Below are 18,837 nucleotides of genomic sequence, written 5' to 3'. Positions count from 1 at the left end.
TCGCGGGAGCGGCCCTTTTTCGTTTCAGGCTTCCGGAGAGGGTTGGGACGGGCGCGACAGCACATACCAGGCGCAAGCGGCAAGACTGAAGGCGACGAGGAGGACCAGCCACCAGGCTGGATGGGCGGCCATCAGGAAGATCACGAAGCCGAGCATCATGCCGGTCGAGGCGAGGATTTTAGCGCGGCGCGGAATGACGCCATGCCGGCGCCAATTGACGATCGTGGGGCCGAGGGTCTTGTGGCCGAGGAGCCAGGTTTCGAGGCGACGGGAAGAGCGCGAGAAGCACCAGGCGGCTAGGATCAGGAAAATCGTCGTGGGCATGAGCGGCACGAAGATGCCGATGATGCCGGCGAGGAGGAGCAGGATGCCGAGAACGAAGTAGAGGGCGCGGACCAATCGGTTCGGCAGCGGGGGCGGCGTCATTCCGCCGTGTCCAGCCAGATAGTGACAGGACCGTCGTTGACAAGCGCCACCTTCATATCGGCTCCGAAAATGCCGTTGGCGACCGGAACGCCGGCGGCCGCAAGAGAGGCGGAAAAGCGCTCGTATAGCACGCGACCACGATCGGGCGGCGCGGCGCGGGAAAAGCCGGGGCGGTTGCCGCGCGTATCTGCAGCCAAGGTAAACTGGCTGACGACGAGGGCGGAACCAGCGATATCGAGGAGCGAGCGGTTCATCGTGCCGGCATCGTCGGGGAAGATGCGCAGCTTTACGATTTTTGCGGCAAGCCAATCACCAGTTGCGCAGGTGTCGTCCAGCATGGCGCAGACGAAGACGAGCGAGCCTATGCCGATTGCACCGGTGACTTGGCCATCGACGGTGACGGAGGCGGATTGGACGCGTTGGACGAGGGCTCGCATGGCGCTTGCTTAAACCCAAGAGCCGGGTCGCGTCAGCAGGAAAAACGCGGCTGCGTCATCAGAAGATGCCGGGCAGCAGGCGGTAGCGCACCGATTGGGCGAAGTCGCGATAGGCGGGATCGCGCGAGAGAATGTTTTCTTCGGCAAGGATGCGGGCGAGCTGACAGCCGAAGGCGGCGACATAGACCGCGAGATTGGCGAAGGCCGGGTTGGCAAGGAGAAAGCCGATATGGGTCAGCACATAGCCGGCATACATGGGATGGCGTACGAAGCGATAGGGGCCGCTGACCTTGACGCCGCGATTGGCCGCGACGACGCCGAAACTGCGCCGGAGGGTCAACTTGGCGGCCAGTTGCAGGCTGATGCCGAACAGCATGACGATGGCGCAGAAGAGCGGAGCGACAAGTGGCTCGCCGTCCGGCTTGGCAAAGAGCGGCAGGGCGGTGCCGATGAAGGCGATGGCCCAATCAATGGGGCGGATGGAGATTTCGCCGGTTGGGCGGCGGATGAGGACGAAGACCACGACGGCGCCCTCGGAGACGAGCAACATCAGCGAGAGGAAATTGCCGGTATCGAGAAATGAGCGGAGCAGACCCCAGGCAAAAAAGCTGAACATCACCGCAAGAACGGCGCGCTCGACAATATCGAGGACGGCAGGAACGGACGGCTCGGCATTGTGCGACTGCGGCATCGGCGAACTCACGAAGTCACGGGGTGATGTGGACAGAGAACGCGCGGCGGTTGAATGGCTGCCTAGGAACTCAAAACGTGCTGAAGAAAGGCCTAACGAATTGAAGTTTTGATTGCGCGAGAACCTCGACTCAAAAAATCAAAGGGCGGCACGATGGCCGCCCTTGCAAGGAAACTGGGCCGCTGGTCAGCGCGCAAACGGCACCTGCGCGGAGAGGCTGTCGCCGGATTCGACGTAGACCACTTCGAACGAAACGCTGATCGCTTCGTCGGTCAGGCCGATCGAGGCGGAAATGTTCATGTCCTTGCCTTCTTCGTCCGGCGTGCGCTCGCGCAGGTTGAAGATCAGCCCGCCGCCGCGTTTCTGACCGACGGCGATGCCGGAGAAGGTGGCGTTCGACGTCATGGCCGCTTCGTAGCGCCGCGATGCGTCGACATAGGCGAGGGTGCCTTTGACCGAGAGGTTCGTGCCAGCGAGGGTGCAGCGCCCGTTATAGTTGACCTTATCCTGATTGCCCGGGGTGAGGGACAAGCGGCAGACGACGCTTTCGGTCGATGCGCCGACGAGCGTGCCGCGGCCGCGCCACTCACCGATATAGGATTTCAGCAAAGCCACTTCGGCCGGGCCCGCAAAGGCCGGCGCGACTGTAAAACCTGCCGAAAAAAGGAGACCTGTCAGTGCGACGGCACGGGACAGGGGTCCGAGAAAGGTCATAGCGCTAAGCCTCCAAGTGTCACAACTAGCCCCCCCGCTGGTCGTTCGCTTGCCTCAATAGCAAATATTGCCAGATTCGGCGCTGTGTTTTCGCAACAGTGAACAGTGGGAATCAAGAGGACCCAGTGTTCACACGCCCTTGGCAGCTGCAACTCCGCCTTCCATTCCATCGTCGCCGGTCAATGTATCGCCGGTCGGATCGTCCGGGGTGGCGTCATGGTCGGCGGTGCGTACACGAATCTTGCCGAGGGGATGAAAGAACTTTCCGCCGGCCATGAGAAGCGCAGGAAGGATAAAGAGATCGCCCAGAATGGCGAGCGCCAGGGTGATGACGAAGAGGGAGCCAAAAAGCGCCACCTGTGGAAGTTCGGAGAACATGATGATGGCCGTGCCGGCACACAAAATGATGGTGGTCGCCACGATAGCGCCGCCGATGCGCAGGAGCGTGTGCTTGACTGCATCTTCATGCGTGCGGCCTTCTTCTCGTCGGCCATGGAGATAGTGAGACAGGAAATGCACCGTATCGTCGACGGCAATGCCGAAGGCGATGGTGAGCGCGATGACGGTGGTGAGCTGTAGGCCCGATCCCGACCACCAGAGCCAGGCCTCGGTACCGAGGATCGGGAACAGATTGGGAATAGCCGAGGCGGCGGCAACGCGGAAGGACTGGAAGGCGAAGCCGATGAGCCCGAGATTGACAAGCACGCTGACCGTCAGATCGAGCTGAAGCCCTCGGACGATATCATCGGTGGCAAAGGTGGTGAGCACGCGGAAGCCGCCAACTTCGGCGCCGTCTATGCCGGCAGCAGTCAGTTCGTTTTCGACGCGATGGACGAGATCCTTGAGGACTGTGCTGTCGATGATGGTGGGCATGAAGCCGGTGACGAGGGCCTGCGAGCCATCATCGGTGACGAAGCGCTGGCGCATGAAGGGACCAACGGCATCGAGCACTTCGGCGCGGGTAAACCCGGATTCGGTATAATTGGTCATGCTCGCGGCGGAGATGACCTTGTTCTCCCCGAGCTCCTTTTCAAGGATATCGTGGACGACCTTGATCCGCTGGAAATCGACTTCGCCGACATCGGGGTTGTTTTCGATGAGAGGCACGCGGACGTAAAGCGGCGCAACGCCGCCGACGCCCTGATCGATATTTTCCGCCGCTGTGAGCGCCGTCGAATTGGTGGCGACGAAATCCTCGAAGGAGAACCGTGGCTGAATTAGGAAATAGGGGATCAGCAGGAGGCCAGTGACGACGATGCCGGCGATGGCGATCGGGCGGCCAAAGCGGCTGGCGAGAAACCAGGACAGGGGCAGAGGCGCGGTCAAGACTACGCTCGACTTCGGCGGGGCTTTGAAGCCGACGCGCACCGCGAATTTGAGCAGCAGCGGCTGGAATGTCATGGTGCAGGCAAAGAGCAGGAACGATCCCATCGCGCCGGCCATGGAGAATTCACGAACGCCCTGGCCGGGGGTGAGCGACAGGGACGCGAAGCTCACCATGGAGATGAGCATGGTGAGCGCTGTCGCTGGACCCACAAGCTTGATCGTCGCGTCGACTGCCTTGTTGGGCTCCATGCCGTCGCGCCAATAGGCAAGCCAATTGAAGGTGAAGAACATCGACTCTGCAAAGGAAATGACCAGCACCAATGTCGTGACGATGATGGTGAGGAAGGAGAACGAGCCGAAGAAAAGCAGGATCATCCCCATGGCCCACATGACGGCCAGGAACGGTGTTGCGGCGACGATCAGGGCGCCGGCAATGGACCGGAGGGCGAGAAGGGCGATGATCGAGCCCAGGGCAAAACCATAGACGGTAAACTTGACCTGATCGTCGACCGCGGCATTGAGCATTTCCGTCGTCCACACCGGCGGGCCGGTGATTTCGATGGAGATGTCGTCCGACTGGAAAGGCGCGATGGTGTCGCGAAGGTTCTGGATCATGGCCTTGGCGCCGCGCTCGGCCACCAATTCCTGGTTGGGGAACATGATCAGCACCACGCCATCGAGATCCGGCGTGATGAGGTTGCGCATCATCGGATCGTTCTGCTGCAAATCCATGAGCGCAAAAGCGACTTCATCGGCCGTTTGCAAGCCCTCGGGCACGGCTGGCTCGGAGCCGCCGCCGGGCGATGGTTTGCGCAGCGTGAACGGCGACATGGTGCCGACAGCGAAATCATTGAGCTCGAGCTCGAAGGCGAGATTGCGCACCTGCTCGATGATTTCGGGATCGGCAAGGCGCGGCGAATTGACGAGGATATAGAGGTCGTTTTCGAAGGTGCCGAAAGTTTCCGACAGATGCTCGTAGGCATCATAGTAATGGCCCGAATGCGCATAGACGCGCAGCAGGTCACCATCGACATTGACCTTGGGAATCTGCGTGAAGCAAAGAATTGAGAAGGCCAGAACAAGAAAGGCCATCAGCCGCGGAAAGCGAACCGTGGTCAGGCCGATGTGTTCGAGGCCGAAACCAATGGAGCGATCATAAGTCAGACGGGCCAGAACGCGCTTGAACACAGAGGAAGACGACACCGAGACCCGACTCCGCCAGATGAGGCAATCTCAGAGATGTCTATGTGTTTATCGCTGGTGCGTCCAGCGGTCGCAGCAGGGCGGGAAGTGTGGCGCGGTCGAGTGTTGCAACCGCGCCAGAGGCCGATCAGGCGCCAAGCGCTGATTTGTTGGCGGAGATGAAATCGGCAAAGCTCGTCGGCTTGCGGCCGGTGTAGCGCTCGACGACGTCGGTGACGACGCCATGGTATCCAATCACAGCGTCGCGTTGGAATGCAACGAGCGCGCCGGCGAAGCCTTCTGGAAGGCCGGCAGCGACCATGCCCTTTTGCAGTTCAGCCGGGGTGATGGCGATGACCTGGACCGGCTTGCCTGCCAGCTTCGAAAAGAGCGCGGCGCGTTCGACATTGGTTACGGGAGCGGAGCCGGTGACGTCCTCGACGGTCTTGCCTTCAGCCTTGAGCAAGGCGCCGGCAGCGGTGCGGGCAGCATCTTCACGCGTGACATAGGACGTGCCGCGGTCGCCGATGAGTCCAAAGAGCTGGCCGGAGGAGACGACATGGGCGGCGTCTGCCAGCGTGTTTTCGGCATACATGTGATTGCGGAGGATCGTAAAATCGAGGCCGCTGGCAGCGATTTCGACTTCAGTCCAGAAATGTTCGGGATTGAGGCCGGCATCGGCATCAGGCCGGGCAGCCGGGGCGGAGGTGTAGACGATGTGCTTGACGCCAGCGGTCTTGGCCGCATGGATGATCGCCTTCTGCTGCTCGGCGCGGCGGCCGACGGCGTCGGTGCTGACGATCAGGAGGCGCTCGACGCCGGCAAGGGCTGAAGCAAAGGTCGAGGCATCGTCGAAATCGAGCTTACGCACTTCGACACCCTTGGCCGCAAGATCCTGAAGCTTGGCCGGATCGCGCGTGCCGGCGATGACGCGCGTGGCGCCGCGTGCCAGAAGCTCCTCGACCGCAATGCGGCCGAGATTGCCGGAGGCACCGGTAACGAGCAGGGCGGAATTGGCAAAAGTAGTCATTTCAGTCTCCCATAAAGCTTGCTGTTTCGACGGACTTGCTCTCATACATATCGGAGAGTAAGTATCAAAAGGAGAGTGCTAACTAGGTCTTTTGGGACGGACTGAAAAGGAGGCACTTTTTCGAGCGAAGATTACCTGGAGGTAAGTGCATGCTGGACCAGATCGAAACTGCCGCCATTTATATCCAGCGCTGGAATGCTGCGTCCGGGGAGAGCGGGCCCTGTCCGGTGCGCGACGTGCTGGACAAGATCGGCGACAAGTGGAGCATGCTGCTGGTGATGACCCTGGCGGGCGGGCCGAAGCGTTTCAACGAACTGCATCGCGAAGTGCCGGACATTTCGCAAAAAATGCTGACACAGACGCTGCGCGATCTGCAGCGCGACGGGCTTGTTTCCCGGCAGGTGTTCGACACCAAGCCGCCATCCGTGGAATATCGGCTGACGGACCTGGGGCACTCGCTCATCGTGCCGTTCGGCCATCTGATCGAATGGGCCAATCGCAGCATCGGGCAGATCGGGGCTGCGCGGCAAGTGTTTGACGGCAAGATCTGATTGATGCGATGCAGCAGAGTTAGTGGGCGCGCAGATATTTCATCCGCTGCATTTTTCCGTTGAATACTGCATTGCGGTGACTGCGCAAAAGCAAGCTGGGCGCGTGCCACTCCGCGAAGGCGGGGATGACACTGCTCTCGACACTAAAACGGCAGCCGATCGATCGTCATGTTCCAGCCGGCGAACATCCCTGTGCTCATCCACTCTGTGGTCTCGGCTTCGGTCAACTGATCTGCCAGTTGCACCTTCAGAACCATCTGCGTGCCTTCGGCGACTTCGTTGAACAAAAGAGTAACCTGCGGCGCGAGGTCTAGCCGGTCGGGATCGATCTTGGGCCAGCCGTCTATGGCACCCCAGGTGAAGACGAGTTTCCTGAACGGCTCTATTTCACGGAAGATGCCGCCGGTCATATAGCGCAGCTCATCGCTGACGATCATTTCCTGACGCCAGGCGCCGCCCACCCGGAGGTCGACTGTAATCGGCAGGTCACTGGTGAAGCCGGGGTTGAAGAACCAATTCAGGTGCTCTGGCTGCGTCCAGGCGGCGAAAACCATTTCCGGCGGCGCTTCGAACGTTCGGGTGAGCGTAAACCCTCGCCCGAGCGAAAAAGCAGGATGAGTCATTGTTTGTCCTCCTCTTTGGCCTTTGCGGCCATCATGGTTTTGAGCTGCGCTTCAAGGGCGTCGAAACGCTGGGAGAAAAACTCCCGATAGGTGCCTATCCAGGCATCGGCTTCTTCAAGCGGTCTTGCTTCGAGCCGGCACGGACGGAATTGCGCCGACTTCTCGCGGGTTATGAGACCTGCGCCTTCAAGCACTTTGAGGTGTCGTGAGATCGTCGGCAGGGCAAGCGCGAAGGGCTCGGCGAGCTCGGTAACGGTGGCTGGTCCCTGAGCCAGGCGCGCCAGCATGGCGCGGCGGGTGGGATCGGCAAGCGCGGAGAAAGTCGATGTCAGGTGATCTTGCATTTGCGTATTTAGCCAATGATGCAAATACGATGCGCCATGATTTTGAGCATGTCAACGGCGATGCGCGGGTCGGTCAGTTGCGTCGTTGAGAGGGCGATCAATGCTCTCCACAGGCTTTTGGGGCAAAATTGGCATTTTTGGCTGAAATGACCTACATATCACCCAAGAAAAACCAACGTAGAATCACCCCGTGACAGATACGCCACAAGGTTCGGGCGGCGACATCGCTCCGATCTACATCACCGACGAAATGCGCAAGAGCTATCTCGATTACGCCATGAGCGTGATTGTCAGCCGCGCGCTACCCGATGTTCGCGACGGTCTCAAGCCGGTGCACCGCCGCATTCTCTTCTCGATGAGCGAGAATGGCTACGAATATAACAAGCCATTCCGCAAATCGGCGCGCGTCGTCGGCGACGTGATCGGTAAGTATCACCCGCATGGCGACAGCGCGGTCTATATGGCACTCGTGCGCATGGCGCAGGAATTCTCGATGGGCCAGATGCTCGTCGAGGGCCAGGGCAATTTCGGTTCGGTCGATGGCGATATGCCAGCGGCAATGCGTTACACCGAAGTCCGCATGCGCAAGATCACGGGCCTCATGCTTGATGATCTCGACAAGGATACGGTCGATTATCGCGACAACTATGACGGCTCGGAACGCGAGCCGACCGTGTTGCCGTCGCGCTTCCCCAATATGCTGGTCAATGGCGGCGGCGGCATTGCCGTGGGCATGGCGACCAATATCCCGACGCATAATCTTGCCGAGACGATCAACGCGACGCTCGCCGTACTCGATAATCCCTCGATCACGACGGAAGAGCTGCTGGAGCACCTGCCGGGACCGGATTTTCCGACGGGCGGCGTGATCCTGGGCCGTGCTGGCATCCGCCAGGCCTATGAGACGGGCAGGGGCTCGATCATCGTGCGCGGACGCTCGAGCGTGGAAGAGGTGCGCAAGGAGCGCGAGGCCATCGTCATCACCGAGATCCCCTATCAGGTGAACAAGGCGGCGATGGTGGAGCGGATCGCCGAACTCGTGCGCGAAAAGCGGATAGAGGGGATTGCCGACCTTCGTGATGAATCGAGCCGCGAAGGCATGCGCGTCGTCATCGAGGTCAAGCGCGACGCACTGCCGGATGTGGTGCTCAACCAGCTTTACCGGTTCACGGCGCTGCAGTCTTCGTTCGGCTGCAATTTCGTTGCGCTCAATGGCGGCAAGCCGGAGTTGATGAACCTCAAGCAGATCCTCGACGCGTTTGTCGCCTTCCGCGAGGAAGTGGTGACGCGGCGCGCGCGGTTCCTGCTCAACAAGGCGCGCGATCGCGCCCATATTCTCGTTGGCCTAGCGGTTGCCGTGGCCAATATCGACGAAGTCATCGCGCTCATCCGGACGGCCCCCGATCCGGCGACGGCGCGCGAGCAGCTGATGTCGCGGCGTTGGCCGGCGGCAGACGTCGAGCCGCTGATCAAGCTGATCGACGATCCGCGCCATCGGATCAACGAGGACGGCACCTTCAACCTTTCCGAAGAGCAGGCGCGCGCCATTCTCGAGCTGCGTCTCGCCCGCCTCACGGCGCTCGGCCGCGACGAAATTGGCGAGGAACTGAATGGCCTTGGCGCGGAAATCGAGGATTATCTCGATATCCTTCGCTCGCGCGAGCGCGTGCGGACGATTATCCGCGAAGAACTCGAAGCGTTGCGCGATGAATTTGCGACGCCGCGCCGCACGGAAATCAGCGATCATGCTGCAGACTTCGAAGACGAAGACCTGATCGCGCGCGAAGACATGGTCGTCACCGTGAGCCATGGCGGCTACATCAAGCGCGTGCCGCTTTCGACCTATCGGGCTCAGAACCGCGGCGGTAAGGGACGCTCCGGCATGTCGACGCGCGAGGAGGATTTCGTCGCCCGGCTGTTCGTGGCCAATACGCACACGCCAGTGCTGTTCTTCACCAATCGCGGCATTGCCTACAAGCTCAAGGTCTGGCGCTTGCCGCTGGCGGCCGCCAATGCCCGCGGCAAGGCGCTGATCAACATCCTACCGCTTGAACAGGGCGAACGCGTCACCTCGATCATGCCGCTGCCGGAGGACGAAACCTCCTGGGGAAATCTCGACATCATGTTCGCGACGACGCGCGGCACGGTTCGCCGCAACTCGCTCGCCGACTTCGTCGAAGTACGCCAGAATGGCAAGATCGCCATGAAGCTCGACGATGGCGACGAGATCGTCGGCGTCGACACCTGCACGGTAAACGACGACCTGCTGCTGACGACGGCGCTCGGCCAGGCCATCCGCTTCCGCGTTGACGACGTGCGCCTCTTCAAGGGCCGCGATTCGATGGGCGTGCGCGGCATCCAGCTTGCCGATGGCGATAAGGTCATCTCGATGGCCGTGATCAACCATTCGGATGCCGATGCCGAGCAACGCGCTGCTTATCTCAAGATGAGCCGGGCGGTACGTGGCGAAGCCGAGAGCGAAGAGGGCAGCTCGGACGAAGGCGACGTTGTCGCCGGGGAGCTGAGCCCCGAGCTCTATGCGCAGATGAGCGCGACCGAGCAGTTCATCCTCACCATTTCCGAGAACGGCTATGGCAAGCGCACCTCGAGCCACGAATACCGGATTACCGGTCGCGGCGGTAAGGGCATCGTTGCCATGGCGGTCAATAAGCGCAACGGCAACCTGGTCGCGAGCTTCCCGGTGGAAGACGAAGACCAGATCATGCTGATCAGCGACGGCGGCCAGACTATTCGCCTGCCGGTTGGCGGCGACAAGCCGATCCGCATCGTCAGCCGCGGCTCGCAGGGCGTGATCGTGTTCGATACGGCTGAGGGCGAGAAGGTGGTGTCGGTAGAACGCATCAGCGAGCCGGAAGCCGAAGACGGCGATGACGTTGCGCCGCCGGCAGCTGAAGGCGGGGAAAACTCAGGGGATTGAAGCCTCTCTAGCTCTCGGCATCTGACCTTCGTAAGGGGCGCTTTGGCGCCCCTTTATCTTGAGATCTTACGTCTCCCGAGTGCACTGAACGGGTCTATACGTCTCACGCCTAGTCGGGATGGATTGCCCGAGGTATCCAGTTGATTTCGCAGAGGCGCACTTGATAGCAATCTTCAATCTTCGCGAACGGACCGAATTTTTTGATGTGGTCGCTGACCGGATCTGGAATGCCTTTTGGCGGCCGGACGGCAGGACTTTGACTGACGTTGAGAGCGCGTTGCGCGAAGTCGTTGCTGCCTCGCGTTTCCCGGTCACACTTGTATCTGTCGCAGACGACAAGTTTCTCGGTACGGTCACCACCATCGGTTCTGACATTGCCGAGCGGCCAAGCTTCAGCCCATGGATTGCTGCGCTTTGGGTCGAGCCTGGCGCGCGGGGGAACAAGGTTGGCCATGCATTGATGGACTGCGCGCTCAGAGGATTGCTGTCACTAGGCTATCGGCAGTGTTTTTTAGCAGCACGCCAGCACTTGCGATCCTACTATCTTCGTTATGGCTGGCGACTGATTGAAGAAGGCATTGGAGCCGATCGTCTTGATATTTTCATTCTGGACATAGGACCGCGCGGTGAGTGAGGCAGAGAAGGGCGGCTACGTCGCACTCCTAAGGTTGTCCGTGCCGCGGCGCCTGGCGTTGGCGAGTGTTCCAGCGGATTTTGCCGATTGGCTGGACTATGCCGCTATCGTCGCGTTGCTGGCATTTGGCTGGAATGAAGGACCGTTTGCCCTGGCGCTTTTCGCGCTGGCGCTCACTCTTCCATACATTCTTGTCGGACCCTTTCTAGCCGTGATCGTCGACCGGGCGCCCACTCGGGCGGTGCTGGTGTTGAGCAATCTTGGCCGGGCAATCGTTACGCTGAGCTTTGCTTTCGCTAGCGATACGGCGCTCTTGCTGGCGCTCGTTTTCGTGCGTGGAGCGGTCGATTCTGCATTTACGCCAGGGCGGCAGGCTGCGATCCAGGCTAGTACACCCGAGCATCTGCGCGGTGTCGCCAATGGGCTGCATCAGGCGATCAACCAGACGTCCAAGATCGCAGGGCCGGCGCTCGGCGGCATCTTGCTGGCCTTCTTGGCGCCGCAGCAGGTCTTTATGCTCAATGCATTGTTGTCGCTGATCGCTGCGGGGATCGCGTTGACGGTGTTCTTGCCGCCACGCACCGAGAGCGCCGCAGAGCGCGGCAAGTTCTTCACCGAATCGCTTGTGGGGATTAGCGAATTCCGGCGGAAGCGGCCACTTCTGGTCGCACTCATCTTTTCGGCTTGCGCCTACTTCGCGTTCTTTCTTTACGACGCACTCCTCGCGCTCCTGGCAGGAGAGCTCGGATTTGATGCGACGGCGTTCGGGCTTTCGATATCGGCCTCGGGGCTCGGCGGTCTTATTGGAGCGCTGATGGCGGGCCGCGTTTCGGGCGCGCGCCCCATGCTGACCATGTCGTCTGCTGCGATTATTTCGGGTGGAACAACAGCTACCGTATCACTGGCGGCCAGCTATGGATGGCCTGTGCCGCTGCCGCTTTTTCTGCTTGTTCTCTGCTTCATGGGCGGCGCGACCGCCTTCATGCTGGTGCCCTATCGCACTGTCATTCAGGCGGAGGCGCCAGCGGATCGGATCGCGCGCGTTTACGCGGCCGGCGAGGCGGTCATAACGCTTACCATGCTTTCCGCGCCACTGATCGGCAGTTTTGTTGCGGAGCGGTTCGGTACGCCGGTTGCCTTTCTTGCCGGAGGGCTGCTGCTCATCGTCCTTGGCGCGGTGACTCTTGCCTCGCGAGGCGACGCGTGAGAAAACCCGAATGAAATCAAGAGGGAGGGGCCGATGAACGGTCTTGTCGGGTTCTATCCCGGTTCATTCGATCCGCTGACCAACGGCCATCTCGATGTGATCGAGCGAGCCTGCAAACTGGTCGACACACTTGTGGTTGGAGTGGGCGTCAGCGCCACCAAGAAGAACCCGATGTTTTCGCATGGCGACCGTCGCGCCATTCTCGAACAGGTACTGGGGCCGATCGGCATTCGCACAAATACCGAATTCAAGATCGTCGATTTCGCCGGGCTCATGGTCAATGCGGCGCGCGAGAACGGGGCCAAGCTCATTATTCGCGGGCTGCGCGACACGACGGACTACAATTATGAAATGCAGATGGTGGGCATGAACGCGCAGATGGCGCCGGACCTGCAGACCGTTTTCCTGCCATCGAGCCCGCCCGTGCGGCATATCTCGGCCACATTGGTGCGTCAGATCGCCGAGATGGGCGGAGATATCTCCGCTTTCGTACCACCCATCGTCCTCAAGGCTTTGAAAGCAACACGATGACCCTTTCCCGTCGCCTTTTTGGTGGCCTCGCCATCGCCGCCCTCGTCGCTTCTGCTGCTCCCGCGTTTGCGCAGGGGGGCCAGCCGCATCTGATCCTCACGCTCGAAGACGGCACAGTCGATATCGAACTGCTGCCCGCAATCGCGCCCAAGCATGTCGAACGCATCATCACGCTGACCAATGAAGGCGCCTATGACGGCGTGGTGTTTCACCGCGTGATCGACGGCTTCATGGCCCAGACCGGCGACGTGCAATATGGTAAGACCGATGCGCCGGGCTTCAACCTGTCGCAGGCCGGCATGGGCGGATCGGACCTGCCCGATGTCGAGGCCGAATTCAATTCGGAAAGCTTTCAGCGTGGCGCGGTCGGCGCGGCCCGTGCGCAAGACCCGAACTCGTTTAACTCGCAATTCTTCATCGTTTACGCCGATGCGAGCTTCCTTAATGGCCAGTATACCGTCTTCGGCAAGGTCGTTTCCGGCATGGAAGCCGTTGATGGACTCGAAAAGGGCCCGCAGGAAGCCAATGGCGCCGTGGCCAATCCGGACAAGATCGTGAAGGCCGTTATCGAGTATAAGTGAGGGTAGTGGTGCTTGCCGGTTACCTCCTCCCATCCTCTCCCTTATCGGGGGAGGTGTCGCATCGAGTGTTTGGCACGATCTAGCGGCACGCTTCAGCCGGACACCTCCCCCTTGATGCGGGAGGCCGGGAGGGAGTGACTGCGTCGCTCCCTCAAAACCTTGCGCTCTCCCACCTTTCGGCCTAAATCCGGGCCACTTCATTTCATCAGAAAGCGAAAATCATGGCTGATTACGCCGATCCCGAAAACACCCTCGTCATCGAAACGACCAAGGGCAAAGTGGTTATCGCGATGCGTCCGGACCTGGCTCCCGGCCATGTCGAACACATCAAGAAGCTGGCCCGCGAAGGCGCTTATGACGGCGTGGTGTTTCACCGCGTGATCGACGGCTTCATGGCCCAGACCGGCGACGTCAAGTTCGGCAATTCCGAGAAGCCCGAATTCAACCCCTCGCGCGCCGGCACCGGTGGTTCGCAGTATCCGAACCTCAAGCAGGAATTTTCGGCTGAGCCGCATGTGCGTGGCGTCGCCTCGATGGCCCGCGCGCAGGACCCGAACAGTGCCAATTCGCAGTTTTTCATCTGCTTCCAGGACGCACGCTTCCTCGACCGTCAGTACACGGTCTGGGGCCAGGTGATCGAAGGCATGGAAAATGTCGACCAGATCAAGCGCGGTGAGCCGGTGATCAATCCGGACAAGATGGTCTCGGTCAAGGTTGCGGCCGATATCGCAGAATAAGTGAACTGGCGGCTCTCGGGCCGCCAGTTTTTTGTGGCTCGGCCAATTGGACGGTTCGAAGTTGAAGATGGACACTGTGCTTTGGGCGCTGATGGGCGTCTTTGCAGGTGCCTGCATTGCCGTGCAGGCGCCGATCAACGCCAATCTGGGGCGCGCGCTCGAGGTGCCGATCGCGGCCGCAGCGGTCTCGTTCCTCGCCGGTGGCGTGGTCCTATGGGCGTTGGCCTTTGGCTATAGCCACCTCACGGCCACGCCGATCAACTTTGCCGCGCCGGCGCATTGGACGCTGATTGCGGGCGGGCTGCTCGGGGCGTTCTACGTCTTCTCCAATATCACGCTAACGCCGATGATCGGTGCTGCCGCGGTGATGGCGCTGTCGGTGGCTGGACAGCTCATCGCGGGCCTCTTGCTCGACAAGGTCGGGTTCATGGGCATGGCCGTGCGCGAGATTTCGCTCGGCCGGGTGGCCGGCGCGGCGCTGCTGATCGTCGGGGCGGTGATGATCCGCGTGCTTTAGCGTATGGCTGGTTGGCCGCGTGCTGTGGCAACTTAGGCTGCGATGCACCGTTTTCGATCGGCTGAACACATGCTAACGAGCGGCCATGCGTGTATCTGAATTCGACTTCGACCTGCCTGAAAACCTGATCGCTCTTCACCCTGCCGAGCCGCGCGATTCCGCCCGCTTGCTGGTTGTCAGGCCCGGTCGTGGCGTGGAAGACCGGCATATTCCCGATCTTCTCGAGATCCTGCAGCCGGGCGACGTGCTGGTGGTCAACGACACGCGGGTATTGCCCGCTGAATTGCGGGGCGTGCGGGTGCGCGGGGAGACGCGGGCCAATGTTTCGTTCAACCTCCACAAGCGGGTCGACGCGCATACCTGGCGCGCTTTTGCGCGGCCGGCCAAGAAACTGGCGCTGCTCGACGAGCTCGAACTTGGGAATGGGCAAACCGACGCGCTCAAGGCCCGCGTGGCCGGCAAGGGCGACACGGGCGAAGTCACGCTTGAATTCGAGCTGGGCGGAGCGCAGCTCGACGAAGCGATCAAATCGCATGGCGCCATGCCGCTGCCGCCCTATATCGGCGCAAAGCGCGATGTCGAAGAGCGCGACAAGGTTGACTACCAGACGGTCTATGCCGCCGAGGATGGCGCTGTTGCAGCGCCAACCGCTGGGCTGCATTTCACCGAAAAACTTCTGCAGCAGCTGGTCGAGCGCGGCGTCAGTATGGAGCGGGTGACGCTCCATGTCGGGGCAGGGACCTTCTTGCCGATGAAGGTCGACGACACCGAAGACCACGTCATGCATTCGGAATGGGGCGAAATCGACCAGGCGACGGTCGAGCGCATCAATGCCAAGCGCGCCGCGGGCGGACGCGTTATTGCGGTCGGTACGACGAGCCTCCGCTTGCTGGAAACAGCGTCGCGGGCGACGGGGATGCTGCAGCCCTTTATGGGCGATACCGACATTTTCATCACGCCCGGGTTTCGGTTCCGCACGGTCGATGTGCTGATGACCAATTTCCATCTGCCCAAATCGACGCTCTTCATGCTGGTCAGTGCCTTTTCCGGGCTCGACACGATGAAGGCGGCCTATCATCACGCGATAGCGAACGGTTACCGCTTCTATTCCTATGGCGACTCTTCGCTGCTGTTCCGCGACCGGTCCGCGGACAGGGATGACGAGGTGTGACGGTACGGCGCCGGCCGATCCTTCGATACACGCGGCGGATCGTCTCCGTTCTTGAAACCATAGCGGCGAGCGGGGATCAGAAGCTTACATTCGATCGCCTGATCGACGCCATGGGACCGGGCGCGCATCGCCTGTTGATCCTTATGCTGACGCTGCTCAATATGATCCCCGGGCCGCCAGGGTTCGGCGGCACGATCGCGTGGACCACCTTTGCCGTGGCGCTGTTCATGGTTATGGGGAGGCCAATACGGCTGCCGGAATTGATTGGCAAGCGCAAACTCCCTGTTGCGCCGCTGCTCAAGGCGAGCCAGCAAGTCGCAAAAGTCACAGGCATCATCGCGCGCTTTTCGAAGCCGCGCCTGCGCTGGATGACGGGGGCGGCAGCGACCGTGCCCTATGGCATATTTGCCATGGTGATCAGCATCGCGATGACCGTGCCGATCCCACTTACCAATGCCATTCCCAATGTCGGGCTATGTGTTTTGGCGTTTTCGATGCTCAACCGCGACGGGGCCGGCGTCATCGTCGGCACCCTGATCTGCATCATCGGGCTAGGGGTCGAGATTGCCCTGATCCTGGCGGCCGTCAATCTCGGCGGCCAGGCATGGAATGCGGTGTTCTAGCTCAACCGGCGGCATTGGCGTGAGTGAGATTGCCCGAAAAGCCGCATGAGGCGCCATGATATTCGAGGCAACCGTCCCGCTCTTCTGTTGTCACGGTGCCATCCTCGTTGAAGATGATGCCGATCTCGCAGTAGCGCTCGGAAAACATGGGCGAGTCGCTCTCGGGGTCGTACATCTCGTTCTCGACGAAGAAATTCCCACCGCCTTCTGACAGCAGCATTTCGCCGTCGATGCCACCGGCGCAGCCGGGCATGTCGTTTTCGATCGGCACCACGGTTTCGATGGAAATGCCGTAGCGATCATCCTCGATTCTGTTCAGCTCCAAGGTCAGGTCGCCCTCGCCGCTGCCGAGATACGTTCCGCTGTAGTCGGGCACATCCTGAGCAAAGGCATGGATGGTCGTCCCGAGAAGGGCGACGGCGAGAAGTGCGGTGCGAAACATGGACAGCCTCTTTCATTGATCACAGACTTGCGATTTGTGCAGGGCAGGATGGCGAAAATCCGGCCACCTCGCGCTGCAACCATCTCTGGCGTGGGGATTTTTCGAAAGGGAGCCACACCAAGGAGCGCGTCGTGCAGGAAGCCGAAATTTTTGGAATCTCAACCGCCTGGATCATCGCAAATGTCTGGTCAGTCGTGATCGCCATTGTTGTTTTGGTGGCAGGCTGGCTGATCGCCAACCTCGTTTCGCGCTACGTCACAAGCCTGCTTGGCACCCGTCTGCGCAACAACGCGACCGTGGCGCCGCTCGCAGGGCAGGCAGTGCGCTACGGCATCTTGTTCGTCACGATCATTATCGTGCTGGGTCAGTTTGGCGTCGAAACGGCCTCCATTCTCGCCGTGCTCGGCGCGGCGGGCTTGGCCATTGCCTTGGCTTTACAGGGCACGCTCTCAAATATCGCGGCCGGGATCATGCTGGTCTTCCTGCGGCCTTTTAATACCGGCGACTATATCGATGCGGATGGGATCGTCGGTACGGTTGTCGAGGTTGGGCTGTTTGCAACGCAGTTGCGAACCATCGATGGGCTATATCTCTTCGCGCCGAATTCGAAGCTCTCCAATGCCAAGATTATCAATTATAGCCGCGAAAAATCTCGGGTGGTCGAGGTCAAATTCAATGTGCCGCGTTCGGCCAATCTCGGTGCGGTCCGAGCCGCCATCGGCAGTGCGCTCGCAACAGAGTTTTCGGATACGGGCATGAAACCCGAAATCTGGCTTGATACCCTGGCCGATACCACCATGACGCTGGCTGCCCGCGTGCCGGTTCGCAGCCGCGATTGGTGGGATGCCCGTTCCATCATCCAGGAGCGGATCAAGAATACGCTCGAAGAGAACAACAATTTCGCTCCGGCAACTGCCTGAGTTTTGAACTGGCTGCAAATGGGGCAGGGCCTTTCTTCCGGCGGGCCAACCCGCTAGAACCCGCCCCATGAGCACGACGAGCAAACTTGTTACCTTCTCCCTGACGGCGAGCGACGGCATGGCCCGATGCGGCCGGATCGATACGCCACGCGGCGAGATCAGTACGCCTGCATTCATGCCGGTGGGCACGGCCGGCACGGTCAAGGCCATGTATCCCGAGCAGGTGCGCGAGACTGGCGCGGATATTCTTCTCGGCAATACCTATCACCTGATGCTGCGCCCTGGTGCGGAACGCGTCGCCTCGCTCGGCGGCCTGCATGATTTCATGGATTGGCAGCGACCGATTCTGACCGATAGCGGCGGCTTCCAGGTCATGTCGCTCGCCAAGCTCAGGAAGCTCACCGAGAAGGGCGTGACCTTCAAGTCCCATATCGACGGTTCGGCTTATGAGCTGACCCCGGAGCGATCGATCGAAATCCAGACGCTGCTCGATAGCGACATCATCATGCAGCTCGACGAATGCATCGCCCTGCCGGCTGAGCGCAAGGAAATCGAGCGCGCGATGGAATTGTCGCTGCGTTGGGCAGATCGCTCGAAGACAGCGTTCAACAATCAGCAGAACAGGATGCTGTTCGGCATCGTGCAAGGCGGCGATGATGCCGAGCTGAGGGCGAAGTCGGCGGCGGGTCTGAAGTCGATCGGCTTTGACGGCTATTCGATTGGCGGATTGGCCGTTGGTGAGCCGCAGGACGTCATGTTCCGCGTGCTCTCTGACATTACGCCGGATCTGCCTTGGGACCGGCCGCGCTACCTTATGGGCGTCGGCAAGCCTGACGATATTCTGGGCGCCATCGAGCGCGGCGTCGACATGTTCGACTGCGTGCATCCGACGCGCGCAGGGCGGCATGGCCATGCCTATACGCGCTTCGGCGTCATCAACCTCAAGAACGCGCGGCATAAGGACGATCACCGGCCGCTCGACGAGGCTTCGCCAAACCCAAACTGCCGGCGCTGGAGCCGCGCCTATCTCCACCATCTGGTAAGGACTGAGGAGATTTTGGGCGCGATGGTGCTTTCGCAGATCAACCTTGCCTATTATCAAGAGCTGACCGCAGGCGCGCGGGCCGCAATCAAGGCCCAGCGCATGACTGATTTTGCGGCGGAAACGCGGGCGGCCTGGGCCGCTGGCGATTTGCCGGTTCTGTAAGAGGA

At 60.7% G+C, this 18,837-nt stretch carries 21 protein-coding genes; 12 read left to right on the top strand and 9 right to left on the bottom strand.

What is annotated here, in order from left to right; all coding sequences use genetic code 11:
- Window positions 1-24 precede the first annotated feature (24 nt).
- The 6 genes from VW35_RS04465 to VW35_RS04440 all read right to left on the bottom strand — a co-directional run bounded on the left by VW35_RS04465 (window position 25) and on the right by VW35_RS04440 (window position 5,806).
- Window positions 25-426 (bottom strand): YbaN family protein, encoded by a 402-nt coding sequence (locus VW35_RS04465; RefSeq protein WP_046141835.1) that lies wholly within the window; start codon window positions 424-426, stop codon window positions 25-27.
- Window positions 423-863 (bottom strand): D-aminoacyl-tRNA deacylase, encoded by a 441-nt coding sequence (gene dtd / locus VW35_RS04460; protein ID WP_046141834.1) that lies wholly within the window; start codon window positions 861-863, stop codon window positions 423-425. The genes VW35_RS04465 and dtd overlap by 4 nt, the downstream gene beginning before the upstream one ends.
- 58 nt (window positions 864-921) lie before the next feature.
- Entirely contained in the window at window positions 922-1,554 is a 633-nt protein-coding gene (locus tag VW35_RS04455; protein WP_046141833.1) for a methyltransferase family protein, read from the bottom strand.
- A gap of 186 nt (window positions 1,555-1,740) precedes the next feature.
- A complete protein-coding gene (locus VW35_RS04450; protein WP_046141832.1) occupies window positions 1,741-2,268 on the bottom strand; it encodes a hypothetical protein in 528 nt (175 codons plus the stop codon).
- A gap of 129 nt (window positions 2,269-2,397) precedes the next feature.
- Window positions 2,398-4,797 carry an efflux RND transporter permease subunit gene (locus VW35_RS04445; RefSeq protein ID WP_152662479.1) on the bottom strand — a complete coding sequence of 800 codons (2,400 nt, stop codon included), beginning with the start codon at window positions 4,795-4,797 and terminating at the stop codon, window positions 2,398-2,400.
- A 127-nt stretch (window positions 4,798-4,924) separates the two neighbouring features.
- Window positions 4,925-5,806, bottom strand: coding sequence for an SDR family oxidoreductase (locus VW35_RS04440; RefSeq protein ID WP_046141830.1), 882 nt, complete (start codon window positions 5,804-5,806; stop codon window positions 4,925-4,927).
- 149 nt (window positions 5,807-5,955) lie between these two features.
- On the opposite strand from VW35_RS04440, the gene VW35_RS04435 reads away from it, so the two are divergent.
- On the top strand, window positions 5,956-6,357 hold the full coding sequence (locus VW35_RS04435) for a winged helix-turn-helix transcriptional regulator (RefSeq protein ID WP_046141829.1): 402 nt from the start codon (window positions 5,956-5,958) through the stop codon (window positions 6,355-6,357).
- Window positions 6,358-6,500: 143 nt separating this feature from the next.
- Here VW35_RS04435 and VW35_RS20415 read toward each other — a convergent pair whose 3' ends face one another.
- Together VW35_RS20415 and VW35_RS04425 are read right to left on the bottom strand one after the other, a co-directional pair.
- Window positions 6,501-6,980, bottom strand: coding sequence for an SRPBCC family protein (locus VW35_RS20415; RefSeq protein ID WP_052951493.1), 480 nt, complete (start codon window positions 6,978-6,980; stop codon window positions 6,501-6,503).
- On the bottom strand, window positions 6,977-7,324 hold the full coding sequence (locus VW35_RS04425) for an ArsR/SmtB family transcription factor (RefSeq protein WP_046141828.1): 348 nt from the start codon (window positions 7,322-7,324) through the stop codon (window positions 6,977-6,979). Before VW35_RS04425 ends, VW35_RS20415 begins: the two co-directional genes overlap by 4 nt.
- 250 nt (window positions 7,325-7,574) lie before the next feature.
- Here VW35_RS04425 and gyrA point away from each other — a divergent pair, with 250 nt between their 5' ends.
- The 9 genes from gyrA to VW35_RS04380 all read left to right on the top strand — a co-directional run bounded on the left by gyrA (window position 7,575) and on the right by VW35_RS04380 (window position 16,263).
- Window positions 7,575-10,262, top strand: coding sequence for a DNA gyrase subunit A (gene gyrA, locus VW35_RS04420; RefSeq protein WP_083982539.1), 2,688 nt, complete (start codon window positions 7,575-7,577; stop codon window positions 10,260-10,262).
- A gap of 160 nt (window positions 10,263-10,422) precedes the next feature.
- The gene (locus tag VW35_RS04415) at window positions 10,423-10,896 is read left to right on the top strand and encodes a GNAT family N-acetyltransferase (protein WP_052951492.1); all 474 of its coding nucleotides are present in this window, start codon (window positions 10,423-10,425) and stop codon (window positions 10,894-10,896) included.
- Window positions 10,889-12,103 carry an MFS transporter gene (locus VW35_RS04410; RefSeq protein ID WP_083982422.1) on the top strand — a complete coding sequence of 405 codons (1,215 nt, stop codon included), beginning with the start codon at window positions 10,889-10,891 and terminating at the stop codon, window positions 12,101-12,103. The genes VW35_RS04415 and VW35_RS04410 overlap by 8 nt, the downstream gene beginning before the upstream one ends.
- 33 nt (window positions 12,104-12,136) lie before the next feature.
- Window positions 12,137-12,634, top strand: a complete 498-nt coding sequence (gene coaD, locus VW35_RS04405; RefSeq protein ID WP_046141824.1) for a pantetheine-phosphate adenylyltransferase — start codon at window positions 12,137-12,139, stop codon at window positions 12,632-12,634.
- Window positions 12,631-13,215 carry a peptidylprolyl isomerase gene (locus tag VW35_RS04400; protein ID WP_046141823.1) on the top strand — a complete coding sequence of 195 codons (585 nt, stop codon included), beginning with the start codon at window positions 12,631-12,633 and terminating at the stop codon, window positions 13,213-13,215. The genes coaD and VW35_RS04400 overlap by 4 nt, the downstream gene beginning before the upstream one ends.
- Before the next feature lie 221 nt (window positions 13,216-13,436).
- Window positions 13,437-13,952, top strand: a complete 516-nt coding sequence (locus tag VW35_RS04395) for a peptidylprolyl isomerase (RefSeq protein ID WP_046141822.1) — start codon at window positions 13,437-13,439, stop codon at window positions 13,950-13,952.
- Between the two features lie 67 nt (window positions 13,953-14,019).
- Window positions 14,020-14,469, top strand: coding sequence for a DMT family transporter (locus VW35_RS04390; RefSeq protein WP_152662478.1), 450 nt, complete (start codon window positions 14,020-14,022; stop codon window positions 14,467-14,469).
- 85 nt (window positions 14,470-14,554) lie between these two features.
- Window positions 14,555-15,640 (top strand): tRNA preQ1(34) S-adenosylmethionine ribosyltransferase-isomerase QueA, encoded by a 1,086-nt coding sequence (gene queA / locus VW35_RS04385; protein ID WP_046141821.1) that lies wholly within the window; start codon window positions 14,555-14,557, stop codon window positions 15,638-15,640.
- Window positions 15,637-16,263: an exopolysaccharide biosynthesis protein gene (locus VW35_RS04380; RefSeq protein ID WP_046141820.1), complete on the top strand. Its 627-nt coding sequence runs from the start codon at window positions 15,637-15,639 to the stop codon at window positions 16,261-16,263. Before queA ends, VW35_RS04380 begins: the two co-directional genes overlap by 4 nt.
- A 1-nt stretch (window position 16,264) precedes the next feature.
- Here the strand turns inward: VW35_RS04380 and VW35_RS21495 are convergent, their stop codons facing one another.
- Window positions 16,265-16,705 carry a hypothetical protein gene (locus VW35_RS21495; protein WP_046141819.1) on the bottom strand — a complete coding sequence of 147 codons (441 nt, stop codon included), beginning with the start codon at window positions 16,703-16,705 and terminating at the stop codon, window positions 16,265-16,267.
- 131 nt (window positions 16,706-16,836) lie between these two features.
- On the opposite strand from VW35_RS21495, the gene VW35_RS04370 reads away from it, so the two are divergent.
- Together VW35_RS04370 and tgt are read left to right on the top strand one after the other, a co-directional pair.
- Window positions 16,837-17,625: a mechanosensitive ion channel family protein gene (locus VW35_RS04370; RefSeq protein ID WP_046141818.1), complete on the top strand. Its 789-nt coding sequence runs from the start codon at window positions 16,837-16,839 to the stop codon at window positions 17,623-17,625.
- 67 nt (window positions 17,626-17,692) lie between these two features.
- Window positions 17,693-18,832: a tRNA guanosine(34) transglycosylase Tgt gene (gene tgt / locus VW35_RS04365; RefSeq protein WP_046141817.1), complete on the top strand. Its 1,140-nt coding sequence runs from the start codon at window positions 17,693-17,695 to the stop codon at window positions 18,830-18,832.
- The last annotated feature ends 5 nt before the right edge of the window (window positions 18,833-18,837 follow it).

The organism is Devosia soli, assembly GCF_000970455.1.
Taxonomy (GTDB): domain Bacteria; phylum Pseudomonadota; class Alphaproteobacteria; order Rhizobiales; family Devosiaceae; genus Devosia; species Devosia soli.
The sequence above is the reverse complement of the archived record's forward strand: the minus strand, read 5'-3'. Positions and strand labels throughout refer to the sequence as shown.